Source organism: Cupriavidus pinatubonensis (genome assembly GCF_019602855.1).
GTDB lineage: Bacteria > Pseudomonadota > Gammaproteobacteria > Burkholderiales > Burkholderiaceae > Cupriavidus > Cupriavidus pinatubonensis.
The window spans coordinates 2,532,967-2,555,252 of the sequence record NZ_CP080767.1; the positions used below are offsets into that span (position 1 = coordinate 2,532,967).

Below are 22,286 nucleotides of genomic sequence, written 5' to 3' on the forward strand. Positions count from 1 at the left end.
TTGCTCTCAGCACGCAATCATCCTGTCATGACTTCGCCGCCTGCCACGGCGATCGCCTGTCCCGTCATCGAGCTCGCCGATGGCTGGCACAGCCAGGCCACCGCGTCCGCGACTTCGTCGGGTTGCACCAGCCGGCGCTGCGGGTTGCGTGCCGCGAGTTCCGCGCGCGCTTCGGCCTCGCTGCGGCCGGTCTTGTCGACGATATTGGCGACAGCGTCGCGCACGATGTCGGTTTCGGTGTAACCGGGGCAAACCGCGTTGACGGTCACGCCACTGCGCGCTGTTTCCAGCGCCAGTGAGCGCGTGAGGCCGATCACGCCATGCTTGGCCGCGCAGTAGGCACTGACGTAGCCATAGCCGATCAGGCCCGCGGTGCTGGCCACGTTGACGATGCGTCCCCAGCCAGCCGCCATCATCGCAGGCAGCGCGGCCTGCGTGCACAGGAAGGTGCCGGTCAGGTTGACATCCATCATGCGTTGCCACAACGCCAGGCTGGTCTTGCCGAACGGCGCGCTGTGCGCCTGGCCGGCGTTGTTCACAAGCACGGTGACCGGGCCAGCTTTGGCCTCGGCTGCGGCAAATGCCGCCGCCACGCTGTCGGCATCGCTGATGTCGGCAGGCACTGCAGCCAACACGGCATCACCGATCAGCAGCGGACGCAGTTCCTCGACTGCGCGTTCCAGTACCTGCACGTCGCGTCCGACCAGCGTGACGCTCGCTCCGTCAGCCAGCAACCGGCGCGCGATTGCCGCGCCGATGCCGCGCCCGCCGCCGGTGACCAGTGCGTGCCGGCCTTGCAGGGAAAACTCCGCTGCCATCATCAGTGCTCCACCACGGCGCGGGCCAGGGCCGCGGCGCGTTCCAGGTTGGTTTCGAGCTGGCGCTTGCCCGCCTCATACTGCCGCGGCCAGCTTACGTCGCGGTAGCCAAGTTTTGCGGCCTCGTGCAGCGTCCATGCCGGGTCGGCCAGATGCGGCCGTGCCACGGCGCACAGGTCGGCACGACCCGCGGCGATGATGCTGTCGACATGGTCGGCTTCGAAGATCGCACCAACCGCAATCGTAGGAATGTCCGCCTCGTTGCGAATGCGGTCCGCGAACGGCGTCTGGTACATGCGGCCGTAGACCGGCGCCTGGTCCGGGCTCACCTGACCCGACGAACAGTCGATCATGTCCGCACCGACTGCCTTGAAGGCGCGCGCGATCTCCACCGCATCATCGGGCGTGATGCCGCCTTCGACCCAGTCGTGCGCCGAGATGCGCACCGACATCGGCTTGTCCGCCGGCCATACTTCGCGCACTGCCGCGAAAACTTCAAGCGGGTAACGCAAGCGATTGGCGAGCGTGCCGCCGTATTCGTCAGTGCGCTGGTTGCTCAGCGGCGAGATGAAGCTCGACAGCAGGTAGCCGTGCGCGCAGTGCAGCTCAAGCCAGTCGAACCCCGCCTCCGCGGCGCGACGGGCAGCAGCGACGAAATCATCGCGCACGCGGTCCATGTCTTCGCGTGTCATTTCGCGCGGCACCTGCGACTCGCCGGGCAGGTAGGGAATCGGCGAGGCCGAAAACAGCGGCCAGTTTCCGTGCGGAAGCGGATGATCCATCTTCTCCCAGCCGAGCTGCGTCGAGCCCTTGCGCCCGGCATGGCCGATCTGCATGGCGATGCGCGCATCGCTGTTCGCATGCACGAAATCGACAATGCGTTTCCACGCATCGCGCTGCGCGTCGTTCCACAAACCCGGGCACGCCGGCGTGATGCGCGCATCGGGCGACACGCAGGTCATCTCGGCCACGACCATGCCGGCACCGCCGAGCGCGCGCGAACCGAGATGCACCAGATGGAAATCGCCCGGCACACCATCCACGCTCGAGTACATCGCCATCGGCGACACGACCACGCGGTTCTTCAACGTGACGCCGCGCACGCGGTACGGCGTGAACATCGGCGGCACGGGCTTGTCTTCGCGCAGCCGCAGCGATTCGGCGGGCACACCGGCCTCTCCGGCCAGCCAGTGCTCGAACTTTCGCACGTAGCCAGCATCACGCACGCGCAGGTTCTCATGCGAGATGCGCTGCGAACGGGTCAGCAGCGAATATGCAAACTGCTCGGGCGCAAGGCTTGCATAGCGCTCGACATTCTCGAACCACTCGGTGGAATTGCGCGCCGCGTTCTGGATCTTCAGCACTTCCACGCTGCGGGTAGCTTCGTAGCGCTCCAGCGCCGCGGGAAGCGCGTCATGCGCAGACGGGCCCGAAGCTGCGATCTCGGTAGCCAGGTCGATTGCGTCTTCCAGCGCCAGCTTGGTACCCGAGCCGATGGAGAAGTGCGCCGTGTGCGCGGCATCACCCATCAGCACCACCGGCACGCGCCGGCCGTCGGGCAGCGTGTTCCAGTGCACCCAGTGCTTGCAGATCACGCGCGGGAAGCGGATCCAGTTTGCCGAGCCGCGCAGATGCGTCGCATTGCTGATGAGCTTGTTGCCGTCGAGGTATTTCGCGAAGAGCTTCTCGCAGTACGCGATGCCCTCTTCCTGGCTCATCTGCTCGATGCCTGCGGCGCTCCACACTTCTTGCGGCGTCTCCACGATAAAGGTCGAAGTGTTGTCATCGAAGCGGTACGCATGCGCCTGGAACCAGCCGTGCTCGGTCTTCTCGAACGCAAACGTGAAGGCATCGAACAGCTTGTGCGTGCCGAGCCAGACGAAGCGGCACTGGCGCGTGTCGATGTCCGGCTGGAAGGTACCGGCGTAGCGGGTGCGGATGCGGCTGTTCAGGCCGTCCGAGGCAATGACGAGATCGGCCTGGTACTGCATCGCCAGCGCCTGGTCGTCCGAGACATCCGTCTCGAACACCAGCTTGACGCCAAGCGCTTCGCAGCGCGCCTGCAGGATGTTGAGCAGACGCTTGCGGCCGATGCCGATAAAGCCGTGGCCCCCCGAGCGGATGGTGCGGCCGCCGATATGGACGTCGATGTCGTCCCAGTGGTTGAACGCCTCATTGATTTCGGCGGCGCTGACGGGATCGGCAACCTTGAGGTTGTCCATGGTGGCGTCGGAGAACACCACGCCCCAGCCGAACGTATCGTAGGGCCGGTTGCGCTCCGCCACGATGACCTCGTTGGCCGGATCCTGCAGCTTCATCAACAGCCCGAAGTACAGTCCCGCCGGGCCGCCGCCAATACAAAGCACTCGCATCTGTCGTCTCCTGCCGAGCCCCCTCGCATCGGCAGGGAGCGCATCTAAATCATGTTTAAATATTTTATGCTTCAAATATTAGTCTGCATGCGCTGGCGTTGCAAGATGAATCTGCAATGTGCCCCGATCGGCGCACATTGCAGATGCCCATTAACCGGACGCGGCCGCCCGGCCCGCTTCAGCCCTTCAGGGCGGATACCAGTTGTTCCAACGCTGCAGGGTCTTCGATCGTCGTAAGGTCCCCCGGATCTCGCCCTTCCGCGACAGCCTGGATGGCGCGTCGCAGCAACTTGCCGGAGCGCGTCTTGGGCAGGACGTTCAGGAAGAACACGCGTGCCGGGCGCGCCACCGCGCCAAGCTGCTGCTCGACCGTCTTCATCAGCTCGCCCTCGAACGCCAGCCGGGCCTCCGGCGTCGCCGTGCGCGCGGCGTCGCGGGCAATGCAGAAACCCATTGCCACTTGCCCCTTGAGCGCGTCTTGCACGCCCACTACCGCAACTTCGGCCACGCCGGGGTGCGATGACAGGCTTTCCTCGATCTCCCGCGTCCCCAGACGGTGGCCGGCGACGTTGATGACGTCGTCAGTCCGGCCAAGGATAAACACATAGCCATCCTCGTCGCGCACGCCCCAGTCGAAGGTCGAATAGCAGAGCCGGTTCGGCACCGCCGACCAGTAGGTACGCACGAAGCGATCATCATCGCCCCACACCGTACTCATGCAGCCAGGAGGCAGCGGACCGTCGATGGCGACCACGCCCTTCTGCCCCGGGGCACACTCCTCGCCGGTGCTCTCATCGACGATGCGCAAGTCATAGCCATACGCCGGCACGCCCGGCGAGCCGAGCTTGGGCTGCAGCGCCTCGATGCCGCGCTGGATCGCGATGATCGGCCAGCCCGATTCTGTCTGCCAGTAGTTGTCGACCACGGGCTTGCCGATGCCATCCTGGATCCACTGTGCGGTGGGCTCGTCGAGCGGCTCGCCGGCCAGGAACAGCAGCCGGAGGCTCGACAGGTCGTATCGCGTCAGGAACGCCGGATCCTGCTTCTTGAGCACGCGGATGGCCGTGGGCGCGCTGAACATCAGGTTGACCTTGTACTGCTCCACCAGCCGCCACAGGATGCCGCCGTCCGGGCGGATCGGCGTGCCCTCGTACATCAGCGTGGTCATGCCCGCGAGCAACGGGCCATAGACGATGTAGCTGTGCCCCACGACCCAGCCGATATCCGACGCCGTGAACATGGTGTCGCCGGCCTTGCCGCAGAAGATGTAATCCATGGAAGTGGCCAGCGCCACGGCATATCCGCCCGTGTCCCGCTGCACGCCCTTGGGCTTGCCGGTGGTGCCGGACGTGTAGAGCACGTAGGACGGTTCGGACGACTCCAGCCACGTGCACGGCACCTGCGCGCCGGCCACGCGTTCGCGCCAGGCTGCGTAGTCTTCATCGCGGCCATCGACGCGCGGCATGTCCGCGAGCTTGCGATCGACCAGCAATACTTTCTCGGGCTTGTGGCTGGACAGGCGGATGGCTTCGTCGAGCAGCGGCTTGTACGGCACCACCTTGCCGGCTCGCGAACCGGCGTCGGCACTGATCACCACGCGCGGCTGCGCATCATCAATGCGCGCGGCAAGGCTGACCGATGCAAACCCGCCGAACACGACCGAATGGATCGCGCCAATGCGGGCACAGGCGAGCATCGCGAACGTCGCCTCGGGGATCATCGGCATATAGACCAGCACGCGGTCGCCCTTGCGCACGCCAAGCCCCTGCAGGATGGCCGCCATGCGGTTGACCTCCTCGTGCAGTTGCGCGTAGGTGTAGGTGCGCTGCTGGTCGGTTTCGGTGGATACCCAGACCAGCGCTGGCTGCTGAGCGCGGGCGGCCAGGTGCCGGTCCAGCGCGTTATGGCACAGGTTGGTGCGGCCGCCGACGAACCAGCGCGTGAACGGTGCGCGGCTGTTGTCGAGCACTTGTCCGAACGGGGTTTCCCAATCGATGCGCTGCGCCTGTTCGGCCCAGAACCCCTCAGGGTCGGCCAGCGAACGGGCATGCACGGCATGGCTTGCCGTCATGGCAGGTCTCCTCCGCTTCTGCGGTCGTTATCGTCCTGCTAGTTTGCCACCGGCACGGCGTCCTGTGCGCCTTCGGCCAGATGGGCATGCGGCACTCCGCGCCGCGCCGAGGCAAAAAAAACGGGGCGTGCCCAGGCAACGCCCCGTTTAGTCCGGCGATTCCGGCGCCCTATCGCGCCTTGGCAGCCTTCGAAGCCCCCTTTGACGAGGCCTTGACCGACGGCGCAGACTTGGCGGCGGCCGAACGCGAGGCGCCAGCGCTCTTGCTCGCCGCCTGGCGTGGTGCGGCTTCCACCGTCATGCGCTTGCGGCCTTCCGCCTTGCCTTTGCCCTTGCCGGACGCGGATACGCGTACCACCTCGGGCTTGTCGGCCTCCGGTTCCGCGCGTGCGGTGCGCGTGGCCTTGCCGGCGCCGCCGGCGCGAACCGGCACCATCAGCACCAGGCTTTGCCCTGCGACCAGCTTGGTGCCTGAGAGCTTGTTCCACGACAGCACCTGGCTGGGCGATACCCCGTAGCGGTGCGCCACCGAGGTCACCGTATCCCGGCGCCCTGCGCGCACGACGAGGCGGCGGGCATCGGGCAGGTCCGGCTCCATCGCCAGCATGGCACTGTCGGCGAGCGTGGCGCTGATGTCCTGGTCGTGGTGGCCGGAGCGCGGGATCATCACCGTCGAACCTGCCTTCAGCCGCATGCCGCGTGGGATGCTGTTGATCTCGCGCAGCGTGTCCGGATCGACATTGAGGCGCGCCGCGAGCGCTTCCACGCGTTCTCGGTTGTCCACCGTCACCGCGGTCCAGCTCGACAGCCCGCCGCGGTAGGTGTTCAGGTTGTACTGGAAGCGTTCGGCGTTATCGAACGGCAGCAGGATCTGCGGATTCGACGCCCCCAGGATCACCGGCCGGTTGAACGACGGGTTCAGCGCCTTGAACTCCTCGAGCGACATATTGGCCAGCTTGGCCGCCAGCGTGACGTCGATATCGCGGCTCGTTGTGACCGTCACGAAATACGGATGGTCCGGGATCTCGGGCAGCCTGACGCCGTACGCGGCCGGGTTGGCGATGATGTTCTTCACCGCCTGCAGCTTGGGCACGTAGTAGCGTGTCTCGTTCGGCATGGTCAGGCTGGCGTAGTCCGTCGGCAGGCCGCGCGCCTGGTTGCGCGCAATCGCGCGCGACACCGCGCCCTCGCCCCAGTTGTACGCCGCCAGCGCGAGATGCCAGTCGCCGAACATGTCATAGAGGCGCGCCAGGTAGTCGAGCGCCGCGTCGGTCGACGCCAGCACATCGCGGCGTTCGTCCCGGAACATGTTCTGCTTCAGGTTATAGGTCTTGCCCGTGCTCGGGATGAACTGCCACATGCCCGCCGCCTTGGCGCTCGACTGCGCCTGCGGATTGAACGCACTCTCGACGAACGGCAGCAACGCCAGTTCGGTCGGCATATTGCGCCGCTCCAGCTCTTCCACGATGTGATACAGGTAGCGGCTCGAACGCGCCACCATGCGTTCCATGTATTCCGGTCGCTGCGAATACCACTGCGTGCGGTCGTCAACCAGCGTCCCTTCCAGGTCCTGCATGGCGAAGCCACGGCGGATGCGATCCCAGATGTCGGTGGACGGACCACGCAGCCAGTCCAGCCCGGGCTGATCCGGGTTCATGCTGGCTGCGCCAGGGGCAAGCGTCTTGTCGACGCTGAGCGAGTTGAGCGGGTCCTTGCCGCTGCGCGCGGAGGTCAGGGCGGTCGGGGCGCCGGACGCACTGGCGCCGGGCGGTGTGGGCGTGCTAGCGCAGGCTGCGAGCAGCGCCACGCTTGCAAACACCGCCAGTAATCGACCAAATTTCATTAAATTCTCGAATTGTGACGCTAAAAGGTTGCGTGATGCTAAAAAAAACAGGCTTTCACGTCAATGAGATTTTCCAGAAGACAATTGGCATTCGACTTGTCGCAGACCCTTGCCGCACGGACGCAAGCGAGCCCGCGAGGTTGATCACTACACTCAGCGGAAGTTGTCTTTCCAGCCACGCAGCGCGCCGAACGCTTCCGCATCTCCTGCCACGCTGCCGCCCTGGGCCTTGACCGCCTCCCGCACCGTCGGTTCTCGCGAACGCAGGAACGGATTGACCTGGCGCTCGAGTCCGATCGTGGACGGCACAGTCGGCTGGCCCGCTTCACGCAGCGACTCGACGCGCGCTTCCCAGTCGGCCAGCGCGGTGTTGCCGGGTTCCACTGCGCGCGCGAAGCGCACATTGCTGCGCGTGTATTCATGTGCGCAGTACACGCGCGTCTCACCGGGCAGCGACGCCAGCTTGTCAAGCGACGCGAGCATCTGGGCCGGCGTACCCTCGAACAGGCGGCCGCAGCCGGTAGCGAACAGCGTATCACCACAGAACACGACCGGGCCAACGCCTGGCAGGTCGCCGGCGTAAGCAACATGGCCGGCCGTATGACCCGGCACATCCAGCACGCGAAACTGCAGCGCGGGCGCCGGCAACGTCACCGTATCGCCTTCGCGCACGGCCTGTGTGCGTCCGCCGATGCGTTCCCCGGCGGGCCCGATCACGGGCATCGGCGCGCCGTCGTGCGTAGTCGGATAGGCCGAAAGCAGCTCCGCCACACCGCCCTGGTGATCACCATGGTGATGGGTGATTACAATAGCGCCCAGAGCCAGGCCCTTGTCCTTCAGGAACCGCTCCACCGGCGCCGCCTCGCCGGGATCGACCACGGCGGCATTGCGGCCGTCGTGGATGGCCCAGATATAGTTATCCTGGAATGCGGGGATCGGCTCCACTTTCAACATGCGCGTGCTCCTATGGCTGACCGTCCGATTGTAAGCTGGGAAGACTGGCTGGCTTCGCCCCCCGGGCAATACATGCTCGAGTGGGAGGCGCGGCAATACGACCGGACCGTGCCGGATATTTTCGGCTATCACGCGGTCCAGATGGGGCTGCCCGCCATCGATACCCTGCGCGAGAACCGGATGCCGTTCTCGGCGCTCGCGCTCGATCCTGCCAGTGGCCCACACGGGCCGCGCGCGGCACACCCGGACGCGCGCCAGCTGCTGTGCCGCTTCGACGAACTGCCGTTCGACACCCAGAGCATCGACCTGGCCACTCTGCCCCATGTGCTGGAGTTCGCCGAAGATCCGCACGAAGTCCTGCGGGAGGTATCGCGGGTGCTGATGCCCGAAGGCCGCGTGGTGGTGACGTGCTTCAACCCGATGAGCCTGTGGGGCGCGCGCCAGGGCCTGAACCGCCTTGGCGCCATGCCGTTCCTGCCGACGGATGCGCAGTCCATCGGCTTCGTGCGCATCAAGGACTGGCTCAAGCTGCTCGGCTTTGACATCATCCGCGGCCGCTTTGGTTGCTACTGCCCCCCATACCGTACCGAGCGCTGGCTGCAGCGCGCCGCGTTCATGGAAAAGGCCGGCGACCGCTGGTGGCCGATCTTCGGCGCGGTCTACATGATTTCCGCGGTCAAGCGTGTGCGCAATATCCGCCTGGTCGGCCCGGCCTGGAAGACTGCCAAGGCGGCACTCGCGCCTGTCGCCGCGCCGGTGGCTACGCCGACGGGCACGCACGGCAAGACGCCGGGCGACGAAAGCTGACCCGGCCGGCGCGCACACATAACTCCTGTGGCAGCCCTTGCGGGCTGCCCTGACAAACGACACATGCAAGAAGTAATCATCTATTCCGATGGCGCCTGCAAAGGCAATCCCGGCCGTGGCGGCTGGGGCGCGGTACTCGTGGCCGGCACGAACGAAAAAGAGCTGTTCGGCGGCGAGGCCAACACCACCAACAACCGCATGGAGATGACCGCGGTCATCGAGGCGCTGCGCGCGCTCAAGCGGCCCTGCACCGTGCAGGTGTACACCGACTCGCAGTACGTGCAGAAAGGCATCAGCGAATGGCTGCCGGGCTGGAAGGCGCGCGGCTGGAAGACGGCCGACAAAAAGCCCGTGAAGAACGCGGACCTGTGGCAGGAACTCGATACGCTCGTACAGCCGCACAAGATCACCTGGCACTGGGTGCGCGGACATAATGGCCACCCTGGCAACGAGCGCGCCGATGCGCTTGCCAACCGCGGCGTTGCATCGCTCGCCTCCTGACCTCGCCCTGCCGTCCGCTAGAATGCGCGCCATGCGACAAATCGTTCTCGACACCGAAACCACTGGCCTCAATGCCGCCACGGGCGACCGCCTGATCGAAATCGGGTGTGTCGAACTGGTCAACCGCCGGCTCACGGGCCGCCACCTGCACTTCTACGTCAACCCCGAGCGCGACATCGACGAAGGCGCCATCGCCGTGCACGGCATCACCGTCGAATTCCTGGCCGACAAGCCAAAGTTCGCCGAGGTCGTCAACGAGGTCCGCGACTTCGTGCAGGACGCCGAGCTGATCATCCACAACGCGCAGTTCGACCTGGGCTTCCTGGATATGGAGTTCCGGCTGCTCGGCTTGCCGCCGTTCCGCGAACACGTCGGCAGCGTGATCGATACCCTGCTCGAAGCGCGCCAGATGTTCCCCGGCAAGCGCAATTCGCTGGATGCGCTGTGCGACCGGCTTGGCGTGAGCAACGCGCACCGCACGCTGCACGGCGCGTTGCTCGATGCAGAACTGCTGGCAGAGGTCTACCTGGCCATGACGCGCGGCCAGAACTCGCTGGTCATCGACATGCTCGACGGCGCCGAAGCCGCGGACGGTTCCGTCGCGGAATCAGACCTTTCGCACATCGTCCTGCCTGTGCTGTATGCGAGCGAAGCCGAAGTGTCCGAGCATCTCGCTGTGCTCAAACAACTGGACAAGGCAAGCGGCGGCAAGACGGTATGGCAGGACACCCCCGCAGTGCAATAGCGCCCGGCACCCATCTTCTGAAAAAAAATCTGAGAAAAGGGCTTTACAAGATACAGGAAGGTCTGCATAATCTCGTTTCTCAGCTGCACGACAGTGTCAACGCGAAAGCGAAGCAGCCTGGGGTGGTTAGCTCAGCGGTAGAGCACTGCCTTCACACGGCAGGGGTCACAGGTTCAATCCCTGTACCACCCACCAGATTCCAAAAAAGCCAGCTTTGTGCTGGCTTTTTTCATTTCCGCCTCCCTGCTGCAAAGCCCCGGTTTCAACTAAGCGGCATCGTCTCATTCCGGTTCCAATCCCGCGTCGATACGGTAGTCCGCTTCACAACCGAGCAGGAGCGGGCTCATGCCGCAACCCTCCCTTCCAACACGTTGGCAACCAGCCGCCACACAGCCAGCATTCGCGTGGACCGGCCGCTACCCAATATCACCTGGCTGGTTCGAAATCCGCCCCGTGCGCATTCCTCGCGACGCCAGGCCAGTCTACGACGAGGACTTTGACTGCATCACGGGCTACCACCGCTGCTTCGGGCGAACCGCGCTCACGTATGACCTGCTGGGTGGTTTCGTGGCGATCGATGAAGTAGGCGAAGCCGGGTTGCTGCAAGCCGCGGCGCCCTACCTCGCCATCGGCGCACTGTGGCAGCCCGGTGCCACTGGCATGACGCGCGCCGGCTTCCATGCCGAAGGCGCCGCGCTGGGCGCGCGTACAGGCGCCAGCCTTCGGCAACGGGTCATTGAACTATCGCGGCTGCCGCTGCATTTCTCTTTGGCAGCCCTGGCCGACATGCAGCAGGCTGAGCGCTTCGTGCCCTTGCATATCCTTCGGCTCGCGATGCGATGCGGCTGCTGCGAGCCGTCGACCGATGACGACGATACCGCCGCCGTACGATACACCGCCGGCATCACGCGTAAACAGATGCCGGCGTTGCTGGAGCTGGCCGTGCGGGTCGCCGACCGCGCCATCCTGCGCATCCGCCAATGGCCGCTCGGCGCTGCGTAGCGCGCCCGACCGTCGCATCGTTGCCACCGATTGCATAGACGGAGTGCCGCATGCCCCACAATGCCGAACCATAAAGTTCCATGTGCGTGGCGACAAGTAGGACATCTGCTACCCTGAACGCCTGGTTCCGTACGAATAGGGCGGGGTCGTCATTCCACATGCCCCTGGGACCGGAAAACGGGTCAGTGCGCAGAAGAAAAGTAACCATGCGTCACTCAATAAAGCTGCGGATGGCGGTGGCAACCGCCATGGTGGTTACGTTGATCATCGTGCTGCGGGCGCTCTACTCGCAGTACTACGCGTACCACACGCTGAAGGAGCTGCTGCAGAACCATCAGGACTCGCAAGTCCGGATGGTGGCCGAACAGCTCGATGGAAAGTTCGAGATTCGGGCGTCCATGCTGCGCCATATGGCCCAGCAGTTTGCGCCCATGCTTGGCAGTCGCCCTGCCGAACTCCGACGCATGGCGGCACAAATGCCGGATTTGCCGGACACCTTCAACGCCGTCTTCATGGCCGCTCCATCAGGCGAAATGATCTTCAGCACGGCCGTGCCGGAAGGCGTGCGTATGAGCCTCAGCGACCGCGACTATTTCCGGGCGATTGTGCGCGGCGCGCCGTTTGCCGTATCCGACCTGCTGCAGGGCAAGCTCACCAGGTCGCCCGGGGTGGTATTGGCAGTTCCGCTGCGCGGCCCCGGCGGCGAACTGCGTGCTGTGCTCGGCGGCGTGATCAACCTTTCTCTGGACAATTTCCTGCGCGAACTGGCGCGCAGTCCGGTCGGCGTCACGGGTAGCTACTGCCTGGTTTCCGCCGGCCCCCGACCGCGCTACGCCATGCACCGGGATCCGGCCAAGCTGCTGACGCCCGCCCGCGCCATCGGCGAGACGTGTGGCGCGGACCAGCCCGAGTCGTTCTGGGAGCCGATCCGTCCGCGCCGGCCGATCGTGGGTCGTTACCTGCTGGAATCGAATGGCTGGGAGTTGGTCGCAGTCCTGCCTGCCAACGAGGCCTATGCGCCGCTGATCGAAGCCAGGCGCCGAATGTTCGCCATTGTCGGCCTCTCGCTATTGGTTGCCGGCGCGCTGATGTGGCTGGCGATGTGGCGCTTGCTGGCGCCGCTGCACCGGCTGCATCGCGCCGTGCGAGGCATCACTGCCAACCCGGCCGCCATCAAGGAACTGCCAGTCGGCCGCGAGGACGAAATCGGCGAACTCGCTTCCACGTTCGCCGAAGTCATGCACCAGCTTTCCGAGCGCGAAGCCGCGCTGAAAGCCGCCAAGGACCACGCCGCCGAGAGCGAGAAGCGCATCGAGGCGATCGCCAACCATGTACCCGACTTTGTCTCGTTCATCGACATGAATGAGCGCTTCGTCTTCGTCAACCAGGCCTACGCACGCCATTTCGGCTTGCCGGCACAGCAGATCATCGGCCTGACGTTGCGCGAGCTATGGGGCACGCAGGCCTATCTGGCCTCGCGGCCCTACCTGGAGCAGGCGCTGGCGGGCAAGGTCGTCAGGTTTACGCGCGAGAGCCCGGACGGCTCCGAATGCATGCAGTTCACCTGCCAGCCAGCCTGGAACGACACGCATGACGCGATCCATGGCATGCACCTGTTCGCACGCAATGTCACGAGCGAGCGCCAGAAGCTGCGCAGCCTGGAAGCGCAGACCGTGTCGGACCACCTGACCGGACTGCTGAACCGCAAGGGCTTCGACCGACGCTTTGCCGAAGCACTGGCGCGCGCCGATGACAGCGGCCAGGCGGCAGCACTATTGCTGGTCGACCTGGACGACTTCAAGGCCGTCAATGACGGCTACGGGCATTCGATCGGCGATCGCCTGCTGGTCGCTTTCGCGCAGCGCCTGACCCGCAGCGTGCGCAAGAACGATGCCGTGGCGCGCATCGGGGGCGACGAGTTTGCGGTGATCCTCGAAAACGTGGGCGATGTCCGCGCGGTCGAGCGTATCGCCAGCACCATCGTGCAAACTGCGCTGGCACCGGTGATCATCGACGGCCATGAACATGCGGCCACGGTCAGCGTCGGCTCGGCGATCCACCGCCCCGGACAGGGCATGTCCGTGAGCGAGCTGTTCATGCGGGCCGACATGGCGCTGTATGAAGCCAAGCGCCATGGCAAGGCCCGCTACGCGGCGCCGCTGGAAGATTCGACGGCCTGATCCACTGCGACACCGGAGCCTGCCCATCCGGACAGGCCCGCTTCCCGCCTCAACGCACGCGCCCCTCCTTCCAGGCCTGCAGCAGCTTGTCGTAGGCGATGGTCTCGCCCTTCGGCTTCTCGTTGTCGAGCTTCTTCCACGGTGCGTGGTCACTCGACAGCCACTTCGACGGATCGCTCTTCGCATTAAGCTTCGGCGCGCAGTTCGTCATGCCCGCACGCTGCAACCGTGCCATGACCTGATCCATCTCCTCGGCCAGGTTGTCCATGGCGGCCTGCGGCGTCTTTTCGCCGGTCACGGCGGTGGCCACATTCTTCCACCAAAGCTGCGCGAGCTTCGGATAGTCGGGCACGTTGGTACCGGTCGGCGTCCACGCCACACGTGCCGGGCTGCGATAGAACTCGATCAGCCCGCCATACTTGGCCGCGTTCTTGGTCAGGTACTCGTGGTGGATATCGCTGTCGCGGATGAACGTCAGCCCAACCAGCGACTTCTTCAGCGACACCGTCTTCGCCGTCACGAACTGCGCGTAGAGCCATGCAGCCGCTAGCCGGTTCGGATCGGTGTTCTTGAAGAACGTCCACGAACCCACGTCCTGGTAGCCGTTCTGCATGCCCTGCTTCCAGTACGGGCCATACGGCGACGGCGCCATGCGCCACTTGGGCGAACCGTCGGCGTTCACCACCGGCAGGCCCTTCTTGGTCATGTCGGCGGTGAAGGCCGTGTACCAGAAGATCTGCTGTGCGACCTGGCCCTGTGCCGGCACCGGGCCAGCTTCCGAGAAGGTCATGCCCATGGCCTGCGACGGCGCGAACTTCTTCATCCAGTCGATGTACTTGGTGAGGGCGTAGACCGCTGCAGGGCTGTTGGTGGCGCCGCCGCGCGACACCGACGCACCCACCGGCGTGCACTTGTCCTCCGCCACGCGGATGCCCCATTCGTCGATCGGGATGCCGTTCGGCAGGCCCTTGTCGGCTGTGCCCGCCATCGACAGCCAGGCATCCGTGAAGCGCCAGCCGAGCGATGGGTCCTTCTTGCCGTAGTCCATGTGGCCGTACACCTTCTTGCCGTCGATTTCCTTCACGTCGTTCGTGAAGAAGTTGGCAATGTCCTCATAAGCGGACCAGTTGGTCGGCACGCCGAGGTCATAGCCATACTTGGCCTTGAACTTGTCCTGCAGGTCCTTGCGGGCGAACCAGTCGGCGCGGAACCAGTACAGGTTGGCGAATTGCTGGTCGGGCAACTGGTACAGTTTGCCGTCGGGCGCGGTGGTGAACTTCGTGCCGATGAAATCCTTTACGTCGAGTCCGGGGTTGGTCCACTCCTTGCCCGCGCCGGCCATGTAGTCCGACAGCGGCAGGATGGCGCCGTAGCGGTAATGGGTGCCGATCAGGTCGGAGTCCGAAATCCAGCCGTCATAGATCGACTTTCCCGACTGCATCGACGTCTGCAGTTTTTCCACGACATCGCCTTCCTGGATGATGTCGTGGTTCACCTTGATGCCAGTAATCTCCTCGAACGCCTTGGCGAGCGTCTTGGATTCGTATTCATGCGTAGTGATGGTTTCCGACACCACGCTGATCTGCGTAACGCCCTTGGCTTTGAGCTTGGCGGCCGCGTCGATGAACCACTTCATCTCGGCCTGCTGCTTGTCCTTCGAGAGCGACGAGGGCTGGAACTCGTTGTCGATCCACTTCTTCGCTTCGGCCTCGCCAGCCAAGGCGTGGCCGCATGCCAGCGCGGCCGCGCAGGCAAGGACTGTCATTCCCGACTTCACGTGCACGTTCATCAGTGTCTCCTCAAGAGCCCCCTCCCCGTTTGCTGTCCGGGCGCGGCCCCGGGGAAGGGATAAGCCGCATGTCCCATGACTTCGGTCGCGTGTCGTGCCGCGCTTTCAGCCCTTGCGCATGATCAGCAGCAACACCAGCATAGACAGGCCGAAGCTGATCCAGATAGACGGCTCCTCGGGCAGCGACAACCAATGCGTGATCTTTTCACCCAGCCCCACCCACGCGAGGTTGATCCACGCCGCGCACATCAGGCCGATGAACAGCCGGTCGCCGCGCGTGGTGGCAATCGGCAGGAAGCCCTTGCGCATCACGGCCGGCGAGCGGACTTCCCAGACCGTCATGCCGAGCAGCATGACGACGATGCAGGCGAAGAACACGGCCACGGGCGTGGTCCAGACCATCCAGCTCAGCATGGCGATCTCCTTTCCGTCGGCAACTGCACTACACGCGGCCCATCGCGAAGCCCTTCGCGATGTAGTGGCGCACGAACCAGATCACGATGCCACCGGGCACGATCGTAAGCACGCCGGCAGCGGCCAGCACGCCCCAGTCCATGCCCGACGCCGAAACCGTGCGCGTCATAGTCGCCACGATCGGCTTGGCGTTGACCGACGTCAGCGTGCGCGCGAGCAGCAGTTCGACCCAGCTGAACATGAAGCAGAAGAACGCCGCCACCCCGACACCAGCCTTGATCAGCGGCAGGAAGATCGTGAGGAAGAAACGTGGAAAGGGATACCCGTCGACATAGGCGGTTTCATCGATCTCACGCGGTACGCCCGACATGAAACCTTCGAGAATCCACACCGCAAGCGGCACGTTGAACACCAGGTGCGCAAGTGCCACGCCCAGGTGTGAATCCATCAGCCCGATGGTGCTGTAGAGCTGGAAGAACGGCAGCAGGAACACCGCCGGCGGCGTCATGCGGTTGGTCAGCAGCCAGAAGAACACATGCTTGTCGCCGATGAACTGGTAGCGCGAGAACGCGTAAGCCGCAGGCAGCGCCACGGTAATCGAGATCACCGTGTTCATTGCCACATAGATCAGCGAGTTGATGTAGCCCGAGTACCACGACGCATCGGTGAAGATGGTCTGGTAGTGCTCGAGCGTGAACGCCGCCGGCCATAGCGACAGCGTCGACAGGATTTCCTCATTGGTCTTGAATGACATGTTCACCATCCAGTAGATCGGCAGGATGGCGAACAGCAGGTAGACCAGCAGGAACGCAGGGCGCCACCATGTGGCGCGATCGCTCGTATCAGCCATGGGGCATGTCCTCGCTGCCGGCGGTGCCCGCGCGCTGCATCCAGTTATAGAGGACGAAGCACAGGAGCAGGATGATCAGGAAGTAGACGATCGAGAATGCTGCAGCCGGGCCAAGGTCGAACTGGCCGACGGCCTTCTGCGTCAGGTACTGCGACAGGAACGTGGTGGCATTGCCCGGCCCCCCGCCGGTGAGCACGAACGGCTCGGTGTAGATCATGAAGCTGTCCATGAAGCGCAGCAGCACCGCGATCATCAGCACCCCGCGCAGCTTGGGCAACTGGATGTAGCGGAATACGGCGAAGCGGCTCGCGCCGTCGATCTGCGCGGCCTGGTAGTAGGCGTCGGGAATGGCGCGCAGGCCCGCATAGCAAAGCAGCGCGACCAGCGGCGTCCAGTGCCAGACGTCCATCACCAGCACGGTCACCCAGGCATCGAAGGCGCTGCCGGTGTAGTTGTAGTCAAACCCCATGGCGTCGAGCGCGGCGCCAAGCAGGCCGATATCGGTGCGGCCGAAAATCTGCCAGATAGTACCGACCACGTTCCACGGGATCAGCAACGACAGAGCGACGATGACGAGCACCGCAGATGCCTTCCACCCCTTCGCCGGCATCGCCAGCGCCAGCAGGATGCCCAGCGGTATTTCCACGAGCAGTACTGCGAGCGAGAAGCCCAACTGGCGCAGCAGCGCGTCATGAAGTTCGCCATCGCGCAGCACCGTGCGAAACCACTCCGTACCGACAAACACGCGCCGCTCGGGCGAGATGATGTCCTGCACCGAGTAGTTCACGATGGTCATCAGCGGCAGGATGGCCGAGAACGCCACGCACAGCACCACCGGCAACACCAGCAGCCACGCCTTCTGGTTGATGGGCTTCATGACGGGCTCCCGGGCACCAGCACTTCGTTCACGTAGTAGCACGTGTGGCGGTTGAAGACGGACAGCCACGCGGTGTCGCCGGGGCGCAGTGCCGCGGCCTCGCCGCCCAGCCGCGCGCGCAGCGTGCCGGCCTGTCCGCCGGCTTCCTGCAAGGTGCCGGTCACGAGCCAGTAGGTTCCGATATCCTGTGCGCGCTCGACGCGAACGGGCACCGCCTGTGCGTCGTCCTGGCCGGCCAGTCGCAAATACTCGGGCCGCACGCCGACGCGGAAGCTGCCCGCCTCGCGCAGCGCGCCCGCTACGGCATCGGGCAGCGCTGGCAAATAGCGGCGCCCGGCAATTTCCACGGCACCCTCGCGCCAGTCCGCCGACACGAAGTTCATGCCCGGCGAACCGATGAAGTGTCCGACAAACGTGTGTGCGGGCCGCCCGAACAGCGCGTCGGCCGACCCCACCTGCACGGCCTTGCCGCGCGACATCACGACAACCTGGTCGGCAAAGGTCAGCGCCTCGGTCTGGTCGTGCGTCACGTATATCAGCGTCAGCCGGAATTCGTGATGGATCTCCTTGAGCTTGCGCCGCAACTGCCATTTCAGCTGCGGATCGATCACGGTCAGCGGTTCGTCGAACAGAATCGCCGACACATCATGCCGCACGAGGCCGCGCCCCAGCGAGATCTTCTGCTTGGCGTCGGCCGCCAGTCCGCTCGCACGCCGGTCCAGCGATGCCGACAGTTCAAGCATCTCGGCCACCCGCCCTACCCGCTCGCGCACCTGCGCCGCCGGCACGCCGCGGTTGCGCAGCGGAAAGGCGAGGTTCTCCCCCACGGTCATGGTGTCGTAGATCACCGGGAACTGGAACACCTGCGCGATATTGCGCGCCTGCGGCGACTCGGCGGTGACGTCCCGCCCGTCGAACAGGATGCGGCCCTGAGACGGCCGCAGCAGCCCCGAAATGCAGTTCAGCAGCGTGGTCTTGCCACAACCCGAGGGGCCCAGCAGCGCATAGGCGCCGCCGTCCTCGAAGCTGAACCTGAGCGGCAGCAGCGCGTAGTCGTCATCGGAGCGCGGATCGGCCACGTAGGAATGGGCGAGATCAAGGTCGACGCGCGCCATCTCAGCCCCCCGTCGCTGCGCCGGCAGGCGGAACAGTGGCCGCCAGGCCGCCGGGCCGGCGCGGCGCGCTCAAGCGCCGGCCGCTGTCATCGAACACGTAGAGCTGCGCCGGGTCGAGATGCAGCGTCAGTGGCGCACCGAGCCGGAGATCGAACACGCCCGCGAACTGCGCCACCAGGTTGCCGACCGGTGTATCGGCATGCACGAAGGTATCGGAACCGGACAGTTCCGCCAGTGCCACGCGGCCAGGCACGGGGACCGATCCCGGCACGCCATCGAGTCGCAGTGCGGCCGCGCGCACCCCCACAGTAACGGGGCCGGCGTGGCTGCCCGCTCCGGGCACGGGCACCGCGATGTCGTCCGACAATGTGACCCAACCGCCTCGCAGCGAGCCTTCCATGAGATTCATGGGCGGATCGCTGAACGCGCGCGCGACGCGCAGCGAATCGGGATAGTGGAAGACCTCGGGCGTCGGGCCGTATTGCAGCAATTCGCCGGCATCGAGCACGGCGGTGTAGCCGCCGAGCAGCAGCGCCTCGGCCGGCTCGGTGGTGGCGTAGACCACAGTGGCATCGCCTTGCGCGAACAGGTGGGTCAGTTCTTCGCGCAACTCTTCGCGCAGCTTGTAATCGAGGTTGACCAGCGGCTCGTCCAGCAACATCAGCGGCGCGCCCTTGGCTAGCGCGCGGGCCAGCGCCACGCGCTGCTGCTGGCCGCCCGAGAGTTCTGCCGGGTAGCGGTCCAGCAAGTGGTCGATATGCAGCCTCGCCGCCAGCGACCGCACGCGTGCCGCGATGTCATCGCGACTGGCCTGCCGCTGCAGCCGCATCGGAGAAGCGATGTTGTCGAATACGCGCATCGACGGATAGTTGATGAACTGCTGGTACACCATCGAGACATTGCGCTCGCGCACCGACACACCAGTCACGTCGGCGCCGTCTACCAGAACGCGGCCGGCGCTGGGGCGGTCCAGTCCGGCCATCACGCGCATGAGGGAAGTCTTGCCGGCTTGCGTGGCGCCAAGCAGCACTGTCACCGCACCCGCCATGGGCGCCAGCGACATTGGATAAAGGCAGGCTTGCGAGCCCGCTTGCTGCGCAATGCCCTCAAGACTCAGCTGCATCCGATCTCCATGTTCGAACTTCCCCTTCCACCAGGAAGCCAGCGCGCTGCGGGCGCCCAATGTGTGGCTTATGCTCGTTTTAGTAAATGAACGAACATAAAACAATAGTGCACCGCATCATTTGTTTTCGTTTGTGTTTGAACTAGAATGCCTCGCATGACCCTGAATCCCCGCCAGACCGCCCTTCTCGAAGAAGTCCGCACCCAGGGCTTCGCGTCGATCGACGCGCTTGCGCGAAAATTCGGCGTGACATTGCAGACCGTTCGGCGCGACGTGAATCTGCTGGCCGAAGGCGGCATGCTCGCGCGATTCCACGGCGGGGTGCGGGTCGAGGGCTCGACGACAGAGAACATCGCTTACCGGCAGCGGCAGGTGCTAAATGCCCAAGGCAAGGTGCGCATTGCGCGCGCGGTGGCCAAGGTGGTACCCGAAGGCTGCTCGCTGATCCTGAACATCGGCACCACGGTGGAAGAGATTGCGCGTGCGCTGATGCATCACCGCGGCTTGCGCGTGATCACGAACAACTTGAACGTGGCCAATATCCTGGCGGACAACCCCGACTGCGAAGTCATCGTCGCTGGCGGCGTATTGCGCTCGCGCGACCGCGGCATCGTCGGCGAAGCGACGGTGGAGTTCATCCGCCAGTTCAAGGTCGATATCGGGCTGATCGGCATCTCGGGCATCGAGGCCGACGGCACGCTGCGTGACTACGATTTCCGCGAGGTCAAGGTGGCACGCACGATCATGGAGCACGCGCGCGAGGTGTGGCTGGCCGCGGATGCCAGCAAGTTCCATCGCCAGGCAATGGTGGAACTGGCGCACCTGTCGCAGATCGACAGGCTGTTCACCGATGAGCCGCTGGTGGCCCCGTTCGGGCAGATCGTGGCGGACAGCGGAGTGAAATGTGTGGTGGCGGACCAGGACTGACGCTGCCGCCGCGGCGGCGCACGCCAGTATCCGCATACCGGCCGGCGCGATGCGCGCCGGCGGCGAATTGCAGCAATTACTTGAAGACGACGGTCTTGTGGCCGTTCAGCAGGATGCGGTGTTCCGCATGCCACTTGACTGCGCGGGCGAGCGCCACGCATTCGACATCGCGGCCCACGGACGTGAGCTGGTCGGGGTCCATGCTGTGATCCACGCGCGCGATTTCCTGCTCGATGATCGGGCCTTCGTCGAGATCGGCCGTCACATAGTGCGCGGTCGCCCCGATCAGCTTCACGCCGCGGTCATGGGCCTGGTAATACGGCTTGGCACCCTTGAAGCTCGGCAGGAACGAGTGGTGGATATTGATCGCGCGGCCGGCCAGCTTGCGGCACAGGTCATCCGACAGCACCTGCATGTAGCGCGCGAGCACGACGAGGTCGATGTTCTGGTCGCGCACCACTTCAAACACGCGCGCTTCCTGCGCGGCCTTCTGCTCGGCCGACGCGTTCATCAGCGGCAGGTGGATGAACGGCACGTCGTAGGACGCGGCGAGCTGGTAGAAGTCGCGGTGGTTCGAGACGATGGCGGCAATCTCGACCGGCAGGCCGCCCACCTTGGCACGGAACAGCAGGTCGTTCAGGCAGTGTCCGATCTTGGACACCATGATCATCACGCGCGGCTTGGCGGAGGCATCGAACAGCTCCCACTGCATGCCGAACTGGTCGCCGACCGGCGCGAACGCCGCCTTCAGCGCATCCAGGTCCGGACCGCCGGCCGACGGGGTGAAATGCACCCGCATGAAGAAGCGGCCGGTGAATTCATCACCATACTGGTCGGAATCGACGATATTGCAGCCGTGCTGGAACAGCAGGCCGGAGACGGAATGAACGATGCCCGGCTGGTCCGGGCACGAAAGAGTAAGAATGAATCCGGTGTTGCTCATCGTGTGTTGTTCTGTCGGGTGCGTGCGGCACGGGGCCGGGAGAGCGCAGGCGGGGCCCGGGGCCCTGCATCAGGCGGGATTGCCCGCCGGGGCCAGCCAGCCGCGTCGGCGGAGAGCATCCAGCGTCACCAATGTCGCATCGACCGTCATGGCGCCGGCCGACATGATAGCAAGCAATGCGTCGGGACCGATGCGGCGGTGCTCGGCCACCTCGCCGTCCTGGTTATGCGGCGTGAAGTCCGCGGGCAGCTCCAGATCATAGACATAGACGTGCTCCCACTGCACGCCTTCCGGAATCTCGCGCAGCACTTCGATGCAGCCATGAGCCTGCACGCCGCGCGCCAGTGCGGCCGGGATGCCGGATTCTTCCTCGCATTCGCGCACCAGCGTGGCGAGCGGATCGCTACCATGAGGCATGCCGCCGGCGACGAGGTTGTCCCACATGCCGGGATCTACCGCCTTGCTCTGGCTACGGCGCGAGATCCAGAACGTCGGCTCGCCATGAACCACGCCGTTCATGTGAGAAGCAAACGTCAGCAGGCCCAGGAAACGCGCGGCGGCACGTTCGACCACCGCAAGCGCTGGCGCATCCAGGGACGGCGTCACCGCAAACAGCTCGTCGCGCCAGCCGCGCACATGTCCGCCCTCGGCCAATTGCCTTGCCAGCGCCTCGAGCGCGGCACTGCGTACCGCGAAGTCGCCACGTCCCGGCAGCAGTTCGACGCAGGGGCCCGACGGCGTCTGCTCTTCCGGCCCGAGCACGCAACCCATGCCGCGCAGGACATCGGCATGGGCACGCGGCAGCCAGCCGACGTGCTGCCCCGCCACCATCAGGCGCAGCTTGGTGGCGCGGTCGAACGGGCTGCGCGCGGCGATGGACGCGTCAATGGCGGCAAGGGTGTCGGTGGGCATCGGCGGACGCAAGTTACGCAAGTTGAGGATTTTCAGGGACGAA

Annotated in this window: 19 protein-coding genes and 1 tRNA gene; 7 read left to right on the forward strand and 13 right to left on the reverse strand. The window is 65.0% G+C overall.

The genetic code is table 11. The features are described 5' to 3' along the window. Window positions 1-17: 17 nt before the first annotated feature. The 5 genes from K2O51_RS24380 to gloB all read right to left on the reverse strand — a co-directional run bounded on the left by K2O51_RS24380 (window position 18) and on the right by gloB (window position 8,058). On the reverse strand, window positions 18-821 hold the full coding sequence (locus tag K2O51_RS24380) for an SDR family NAD(P)-dependent oxidoreductase (RefSeq protein WP_011298341.1): 804 nt from the start codon (window positions 819-821) through the stop codon (window positions 18-20). Next, window positions 821-3,190: a bifunctional salicylyl-CoA 5-hydroxylase/oxidoreductase gene (locus K2O51_RS24385; protein WP_220630896.1), complete on the reverse strand. Its 2,370-nt coding sequence runs from the start codon at window positions 3,188-3,190 to the stop codon at window positions 821-823. The genes K2O51_RS24380 and K2O51_RS24385 overlap by 1 nt, the downstream gene beginning before the upstream one ends. Window positions 3,191-3,368: 178 nt before the next feature. Next, window positions 3,369-5,261 carry a propionate--CoA ligase gene (locus K2O51_RS24390; RefSeq protein WP_011298343.1) on the reverse strand — a complete coding sequence of 631 codons (1,893 nt, stop codon included), beginning with the start codon at window positions 5,259-5,261 and terminating at the stop codon, window positions 3,369-3,371. A 169-nt stretch (window positions 5,262-5,430) separates the two neighbouring features. Continuing rightward, a complete protein-coding gene (locus K2O51_RS24395) occupies window positions 5,431-7,104 on the reverse strand; it encodes a transglycosylase SLT domain-containing protein (protein ID WP_220630897.1) in 1,674 nt (557 codons plus the stop codon). Window positions 7,105-7,257: 153 nt separating this feature from the next. Beyond that, entirely contained in the window at window positions 7,258-8,058 is an 801-nt protein-coding gene (gene gloB / locus K2O51_RS24400) for a hydroxyacylglutathione hydrolase (RefSeq protein ID WP_011298345.1), read from the reverse strand. 12 nt (window positions 8,059-8,070) lie between these two features. Between gloB and K2O51_RS24405 the strand changes: the two genes are divergently transcribed. From K2O51_RS24405 to K2O51_RS24430, 6 genes are all read left to right on the forward strand, one after another. Next, window positions 8,071-8,865: a class I SAM-dependent methyltransferase gene (locus tag K2O51_RS24405; RefSeq protein WP_041679653.1), complete on the forward strand. Its 795-nt coding sequence runs from the start codon at window positions 8,071-8,073 to the stop codon at window positions 8,863-8,865. A gap of 63 nt (window positions 8,866-8,928) precedes the next feature. After that, window positions 8,929-9,366 carry a ribonuclease HI gene (rnhA, locus tag K2O51_RS24410; RefSeq protein ID WP_011298346.1) on the forward strand — a complete coding sequence of 146 codons (438 nt, stop codon included), beginning with the start codon at window positions 8,929-8,931 and terminating at the stop codon, window positions 9,364-9,366. A 31-nt stretch (window positions 9,367-9,397) separates the two neighbouring features. Beyond that, window positions 9,398-10,111: a DNA polymerase III subunit epsilon gene (dnaQ, locus tag K2O51_RS24415; RefSeq protein ID WP_041679992.1), complete on the forward strand. Its 714-nt coding sequence runs from the start codon at window positions 9,398-9,400 to the stop codon at window positions 10,109-10,111. 120 nt (window positions 10,112-10,231) lie between these two features. Continuing rightward, window positions 10,232-10,306, forward strand: a tRNA-Val gene (locus K2O51_RS24420). 258 nt (window positions 10,307-10,564) lie between these two features. Then, the gene (locus K2O51_RS24425) at window positions 10,565-11,113 is read left to right on the forward strand and encodes a hypothetical protein (protein ID WP_235679765.1); all 549 of its coding nucleotides are present in this window, start codon (window positions 10,565-10,567) and stop codon (window positions 11,111-11,113) included. 206 nt (window positions 11,114-11,319) lie between these two features. Continuing rightward, window positions 11,320-13,293 carry a sensor domain-containing diguanylate cyclase gene (locus K2O51_RS24430; RefSeq protein ID WP_049796422.1) on the forward strand — a complete coding sequence of 658 codons (1,974 nt, stop codon included), beginning with the start codon at window positions 11,320-11,322 and terminating at the stop codon, window positions 13,291-13,293. Window positions 13,294-13,342: 49 nt separating this feature from the next. Here the strand turns inward: K2O51_RS24430 and K2O51_RS24435 are convergent, their stop codons facing one another. From K2O51_RS24435 to K2O51_RS24460, 6 genes are all read right to left on the reverse strand, one after another. After that, a complete protein-coding gene (locus K2O51_RS24435; RefSeq protein WP_245001962.1) occupies window positions 13,343-15,058 on the reverse strand; it encodes an ABC transporter substrate-binding protein in 1,716 nt (571 codons plus the stop codon). A 129-nt stretch (window positions 15,059-15,187) separates the two neighbouring features. Further along, window positions 15,188-15,496, reverse strand: a complete 309-nt coding sequence (locus K2O51_RS24440; RefSeq protein ID WP_011298361.1) for a DUF2160 domain-containing protein — start codon at window positions 15,494-15,496, stop codon at window positions 15,188-15,190. A 28-nt stretch (window positions 15,497-15,524) separates the two neighbouring features. Beyond that, window positions 15,525-16,346 (reverse strand): carbohydrate ABC transporter permease, encoded by an 822-nt coding sequence (locus K2O51_RS24445; RefSeq protein WP_011298362.1) that lies wholly within the window; start codon window positions 16,344-16,346, stop codon window positions 15,525-15,527. Further along, the gene (locus tag K2O51_RS24450) at window positions 16,339-17,223 is read right to left on the reverse strand and encodes a carbohydrate ABC transporter permease (RefSeq protein WP_011298363.1); all 885 of its coding nucleotides are present in this window, start codon (window positions 17,221-17,223) and stop codon (window positions 16,339-16,341) included. Before K2O51_RS24450 ends, K2O51_RS24445 begins: the two co-directional genes overlap by 8 nt. Then, window positions 17,220-18,338 carry an ABC transporter ATP-binding protein gene (locus tag K2O51_RS24455; protein ID WP_011298364.1) on the reverse strand — a complete coding sequence of 373 codons (1,119 nt, stop codon included), beginning with the start codon at window positions 18,336-18,338 and terminating at the stop codon, window positions 17,220-17,222. The genes K2O51_RS24450 and K2O51_RS24455 overlap by 4 nt, the downstream gene beginning before the upstream one ends. A 1-nt stretch (window position 18,339) precedes the next feature. Continuing rightward, entirely contained in the window at window positions 18,340-19,461 is a 1,122-nt protein-coding gene (locus K2O51_RS24460) for an ABC transporter ATP-binding protein (RefSeq protein ID WP_220630899.1), read from the reverse strand. 156 nt (window positions 19,462-19,617) lie between these two features. Here K2O51_RS24460 and K2O51_RS24465 point away from each other — a divergent pair, with 156 nt between their 5' ends. After that, window positions 19,618-20,388, forward strand: a complete 771-nt coding sequence (locus K2O51_RS24465) for a DeoR/GlpR family DNA-binding transcription regulator (RefSeq protein WP_182142199.1) — start codon at window positions 19,618-19,620, stop codon at window positions 20,386-20,388. A gap of 76 nt (window positions 20,389-20,464) precedes the next feature. Here the strand turns inward: K2O51_RS24465 and purU are convergent, their stop codons facing one another. Together purU and K2O51_RS24475 are read right to left on the reverse strand one after the other, a co-directional pair. Beyond that, complete coding sequence (gene purU, locus K2O51_RS24470) at window positions 20,465-21,331, reverse strand: formyltetrahydrofolate deformylase (RefSeq protein ID WP_011298367.1); 867 nt, start codon at window positions 21,329-21,331, stop codon at window positions 20,465-20,467. 69 nt (window positions 21,332-21,400) lie between these two features. Then, on the reverse strand, window positions 21,401-22,243 hold the full coding sequence (locus K2O51_RS24475) for an NUDIX hydrolase (protein ID WP_011298368.1): 843 nt from the start codon (window positions 22,241-22,243) through the stop codon (window positions 21,401-21,403). Window positions 22,244-22,286: the final 43 nt, after the last annotated feature.

What these genes read in the sequence shown, in the direction of transcription:
- K2O51_RS24380 (WP_011298341.1), bottom strand. Translation starts at nt 821, where the DNA reads ATGATGGCAGCGGAGTTTTCCCTGCAAGGCCGGCACGCACTGGTCACC.
- K2O51_RS24385 (WP_220630896.1), bottom strand. Translation starts at nt 3,190, where the DNA reads ATGCGAGTGCTTTGTATTGGCGGCGGCCCGGCGGGACTGTACTTCGGG.
- K2O51_RS24390 (WP_011298343.1), bottom strand. Translation starts at nt 5,261, where the DNA reads ATGACGGCAAGCCATGCCGTGCATGCCCGTTCGCTGGCCGACCCTGAG.
- K2O51_RS24395 (WP_220630897.1), bottom strand. Translation starts at nt 7,104, where the DNA reads ATGAAATTTGGTCGATTACTGGCGGTGTTTGCAAGCGTGGCGCTGCTC.
- gloB (WP_011298345.1), bottom strand. Translation starts at nt 8,058, where the DNA reads ATGTTGAAAGTGGAGCCGATCCCCGCATTCCAGGATAACTATATCTGG.
- K2O51_RS24405 (WP_041679653.1), top strand. Translation starts at nt 8,071, where the DNA reads ATGGCTGACCGTCCGATTGTAAGCTGGGAAGACTGGCTGGCTTCGCCC.
- rnhA (WP_011298346.1), top strand. Translation starts at nt 8,929, where the DNA reads ATGCAAGAAGTAATCATCTATTCCGATGGCGCCTGCAAAGGCAATCCC.
- dnaQ (WP_041679992.1), top strand. Translation starts at nt 9,398, where the DNA reads ATGCGACAAATCGTTCTCGACACCGAAACCACTGGCCTCAATGCCGCC.
- K2O51_RS24430 (WP_049796422.1), top strand. Translation starts at nt 11,320, where the DNA reads ATGCGTCACTCAATAAAGCTGCGGATGGCGGTGGCAACCGCCATGGTG.
- K2O51_RS24435 (WP_245001962.1), bottom strand. Translation starts at nt 15,058, where the DNA reads ATGACAGTCCTTGCCTGCGCGGCCGCGCTGGCATGCGGCCACGCCTTG.
- K2O51_RS24440 (WP_011298361.1), bottom strand. Translation starts at nt 15,496, where the DNA reads ATGCTGAGCTGGATGGTCTGGACCACGCCCGTGGCCGTGTTCTTCGCC.
- K2O51_RS24445 (WP_011298362.1), bottom strand. Translation starts at nt 16,346, where the DNA reads ATGGCTGATACGAGCGATCGCGCCACATGGTGGCGCCCTGCGTTCCTG.
- K2O51_RS24450 (WP_011298363.1), bottom strand. Translation starts at nt 17,223, where the DNA reads ATGAAGCCCATCAACCAGAAGGCGTGGCTGCTGGTGTTGCCGGTGGTG.
- K2O51_RS24455 (WP_011298364.1), bottom strand. Translation starts at nt 18,338, where the DNA reads ATGGCGCGCGTCGACCTTGATCTCGCCCATTCCTACGTGGCCGATCCG.
- K2O51_RS24460 (WP_220630899.1), bottom strand. Translation starts at nt 19,461, where the DNA reads ATGCAGCTGAGTCTTGAGGGCATTGCGCAGCAAGCGGGCTCGCAAGCC.
- K2O51_RS24465 (WP_182142199.1), top strand. Translation starts at nt 19,618, where the DNA reads ATGACCCTGAATCCCCGCCAGACCGCCCTTCTCGAAGAAGTCCGCACC.
- purU (WP_011298367.1), bottom strand. Translation starts at nt 21,331, where the DNA reads ATGAGCAACACCGGATTCATTCTTACTCTTTCGTGCCCGGACCAGCCG.
- K2O51_RS24475 (WP_011298368.1), bottom strand. Translation starts at nt 22,243, where the DNA reads ATGCCCACCGACACCCTTGCCGCCATTGACGCGTCCATCGCCGCGCGC.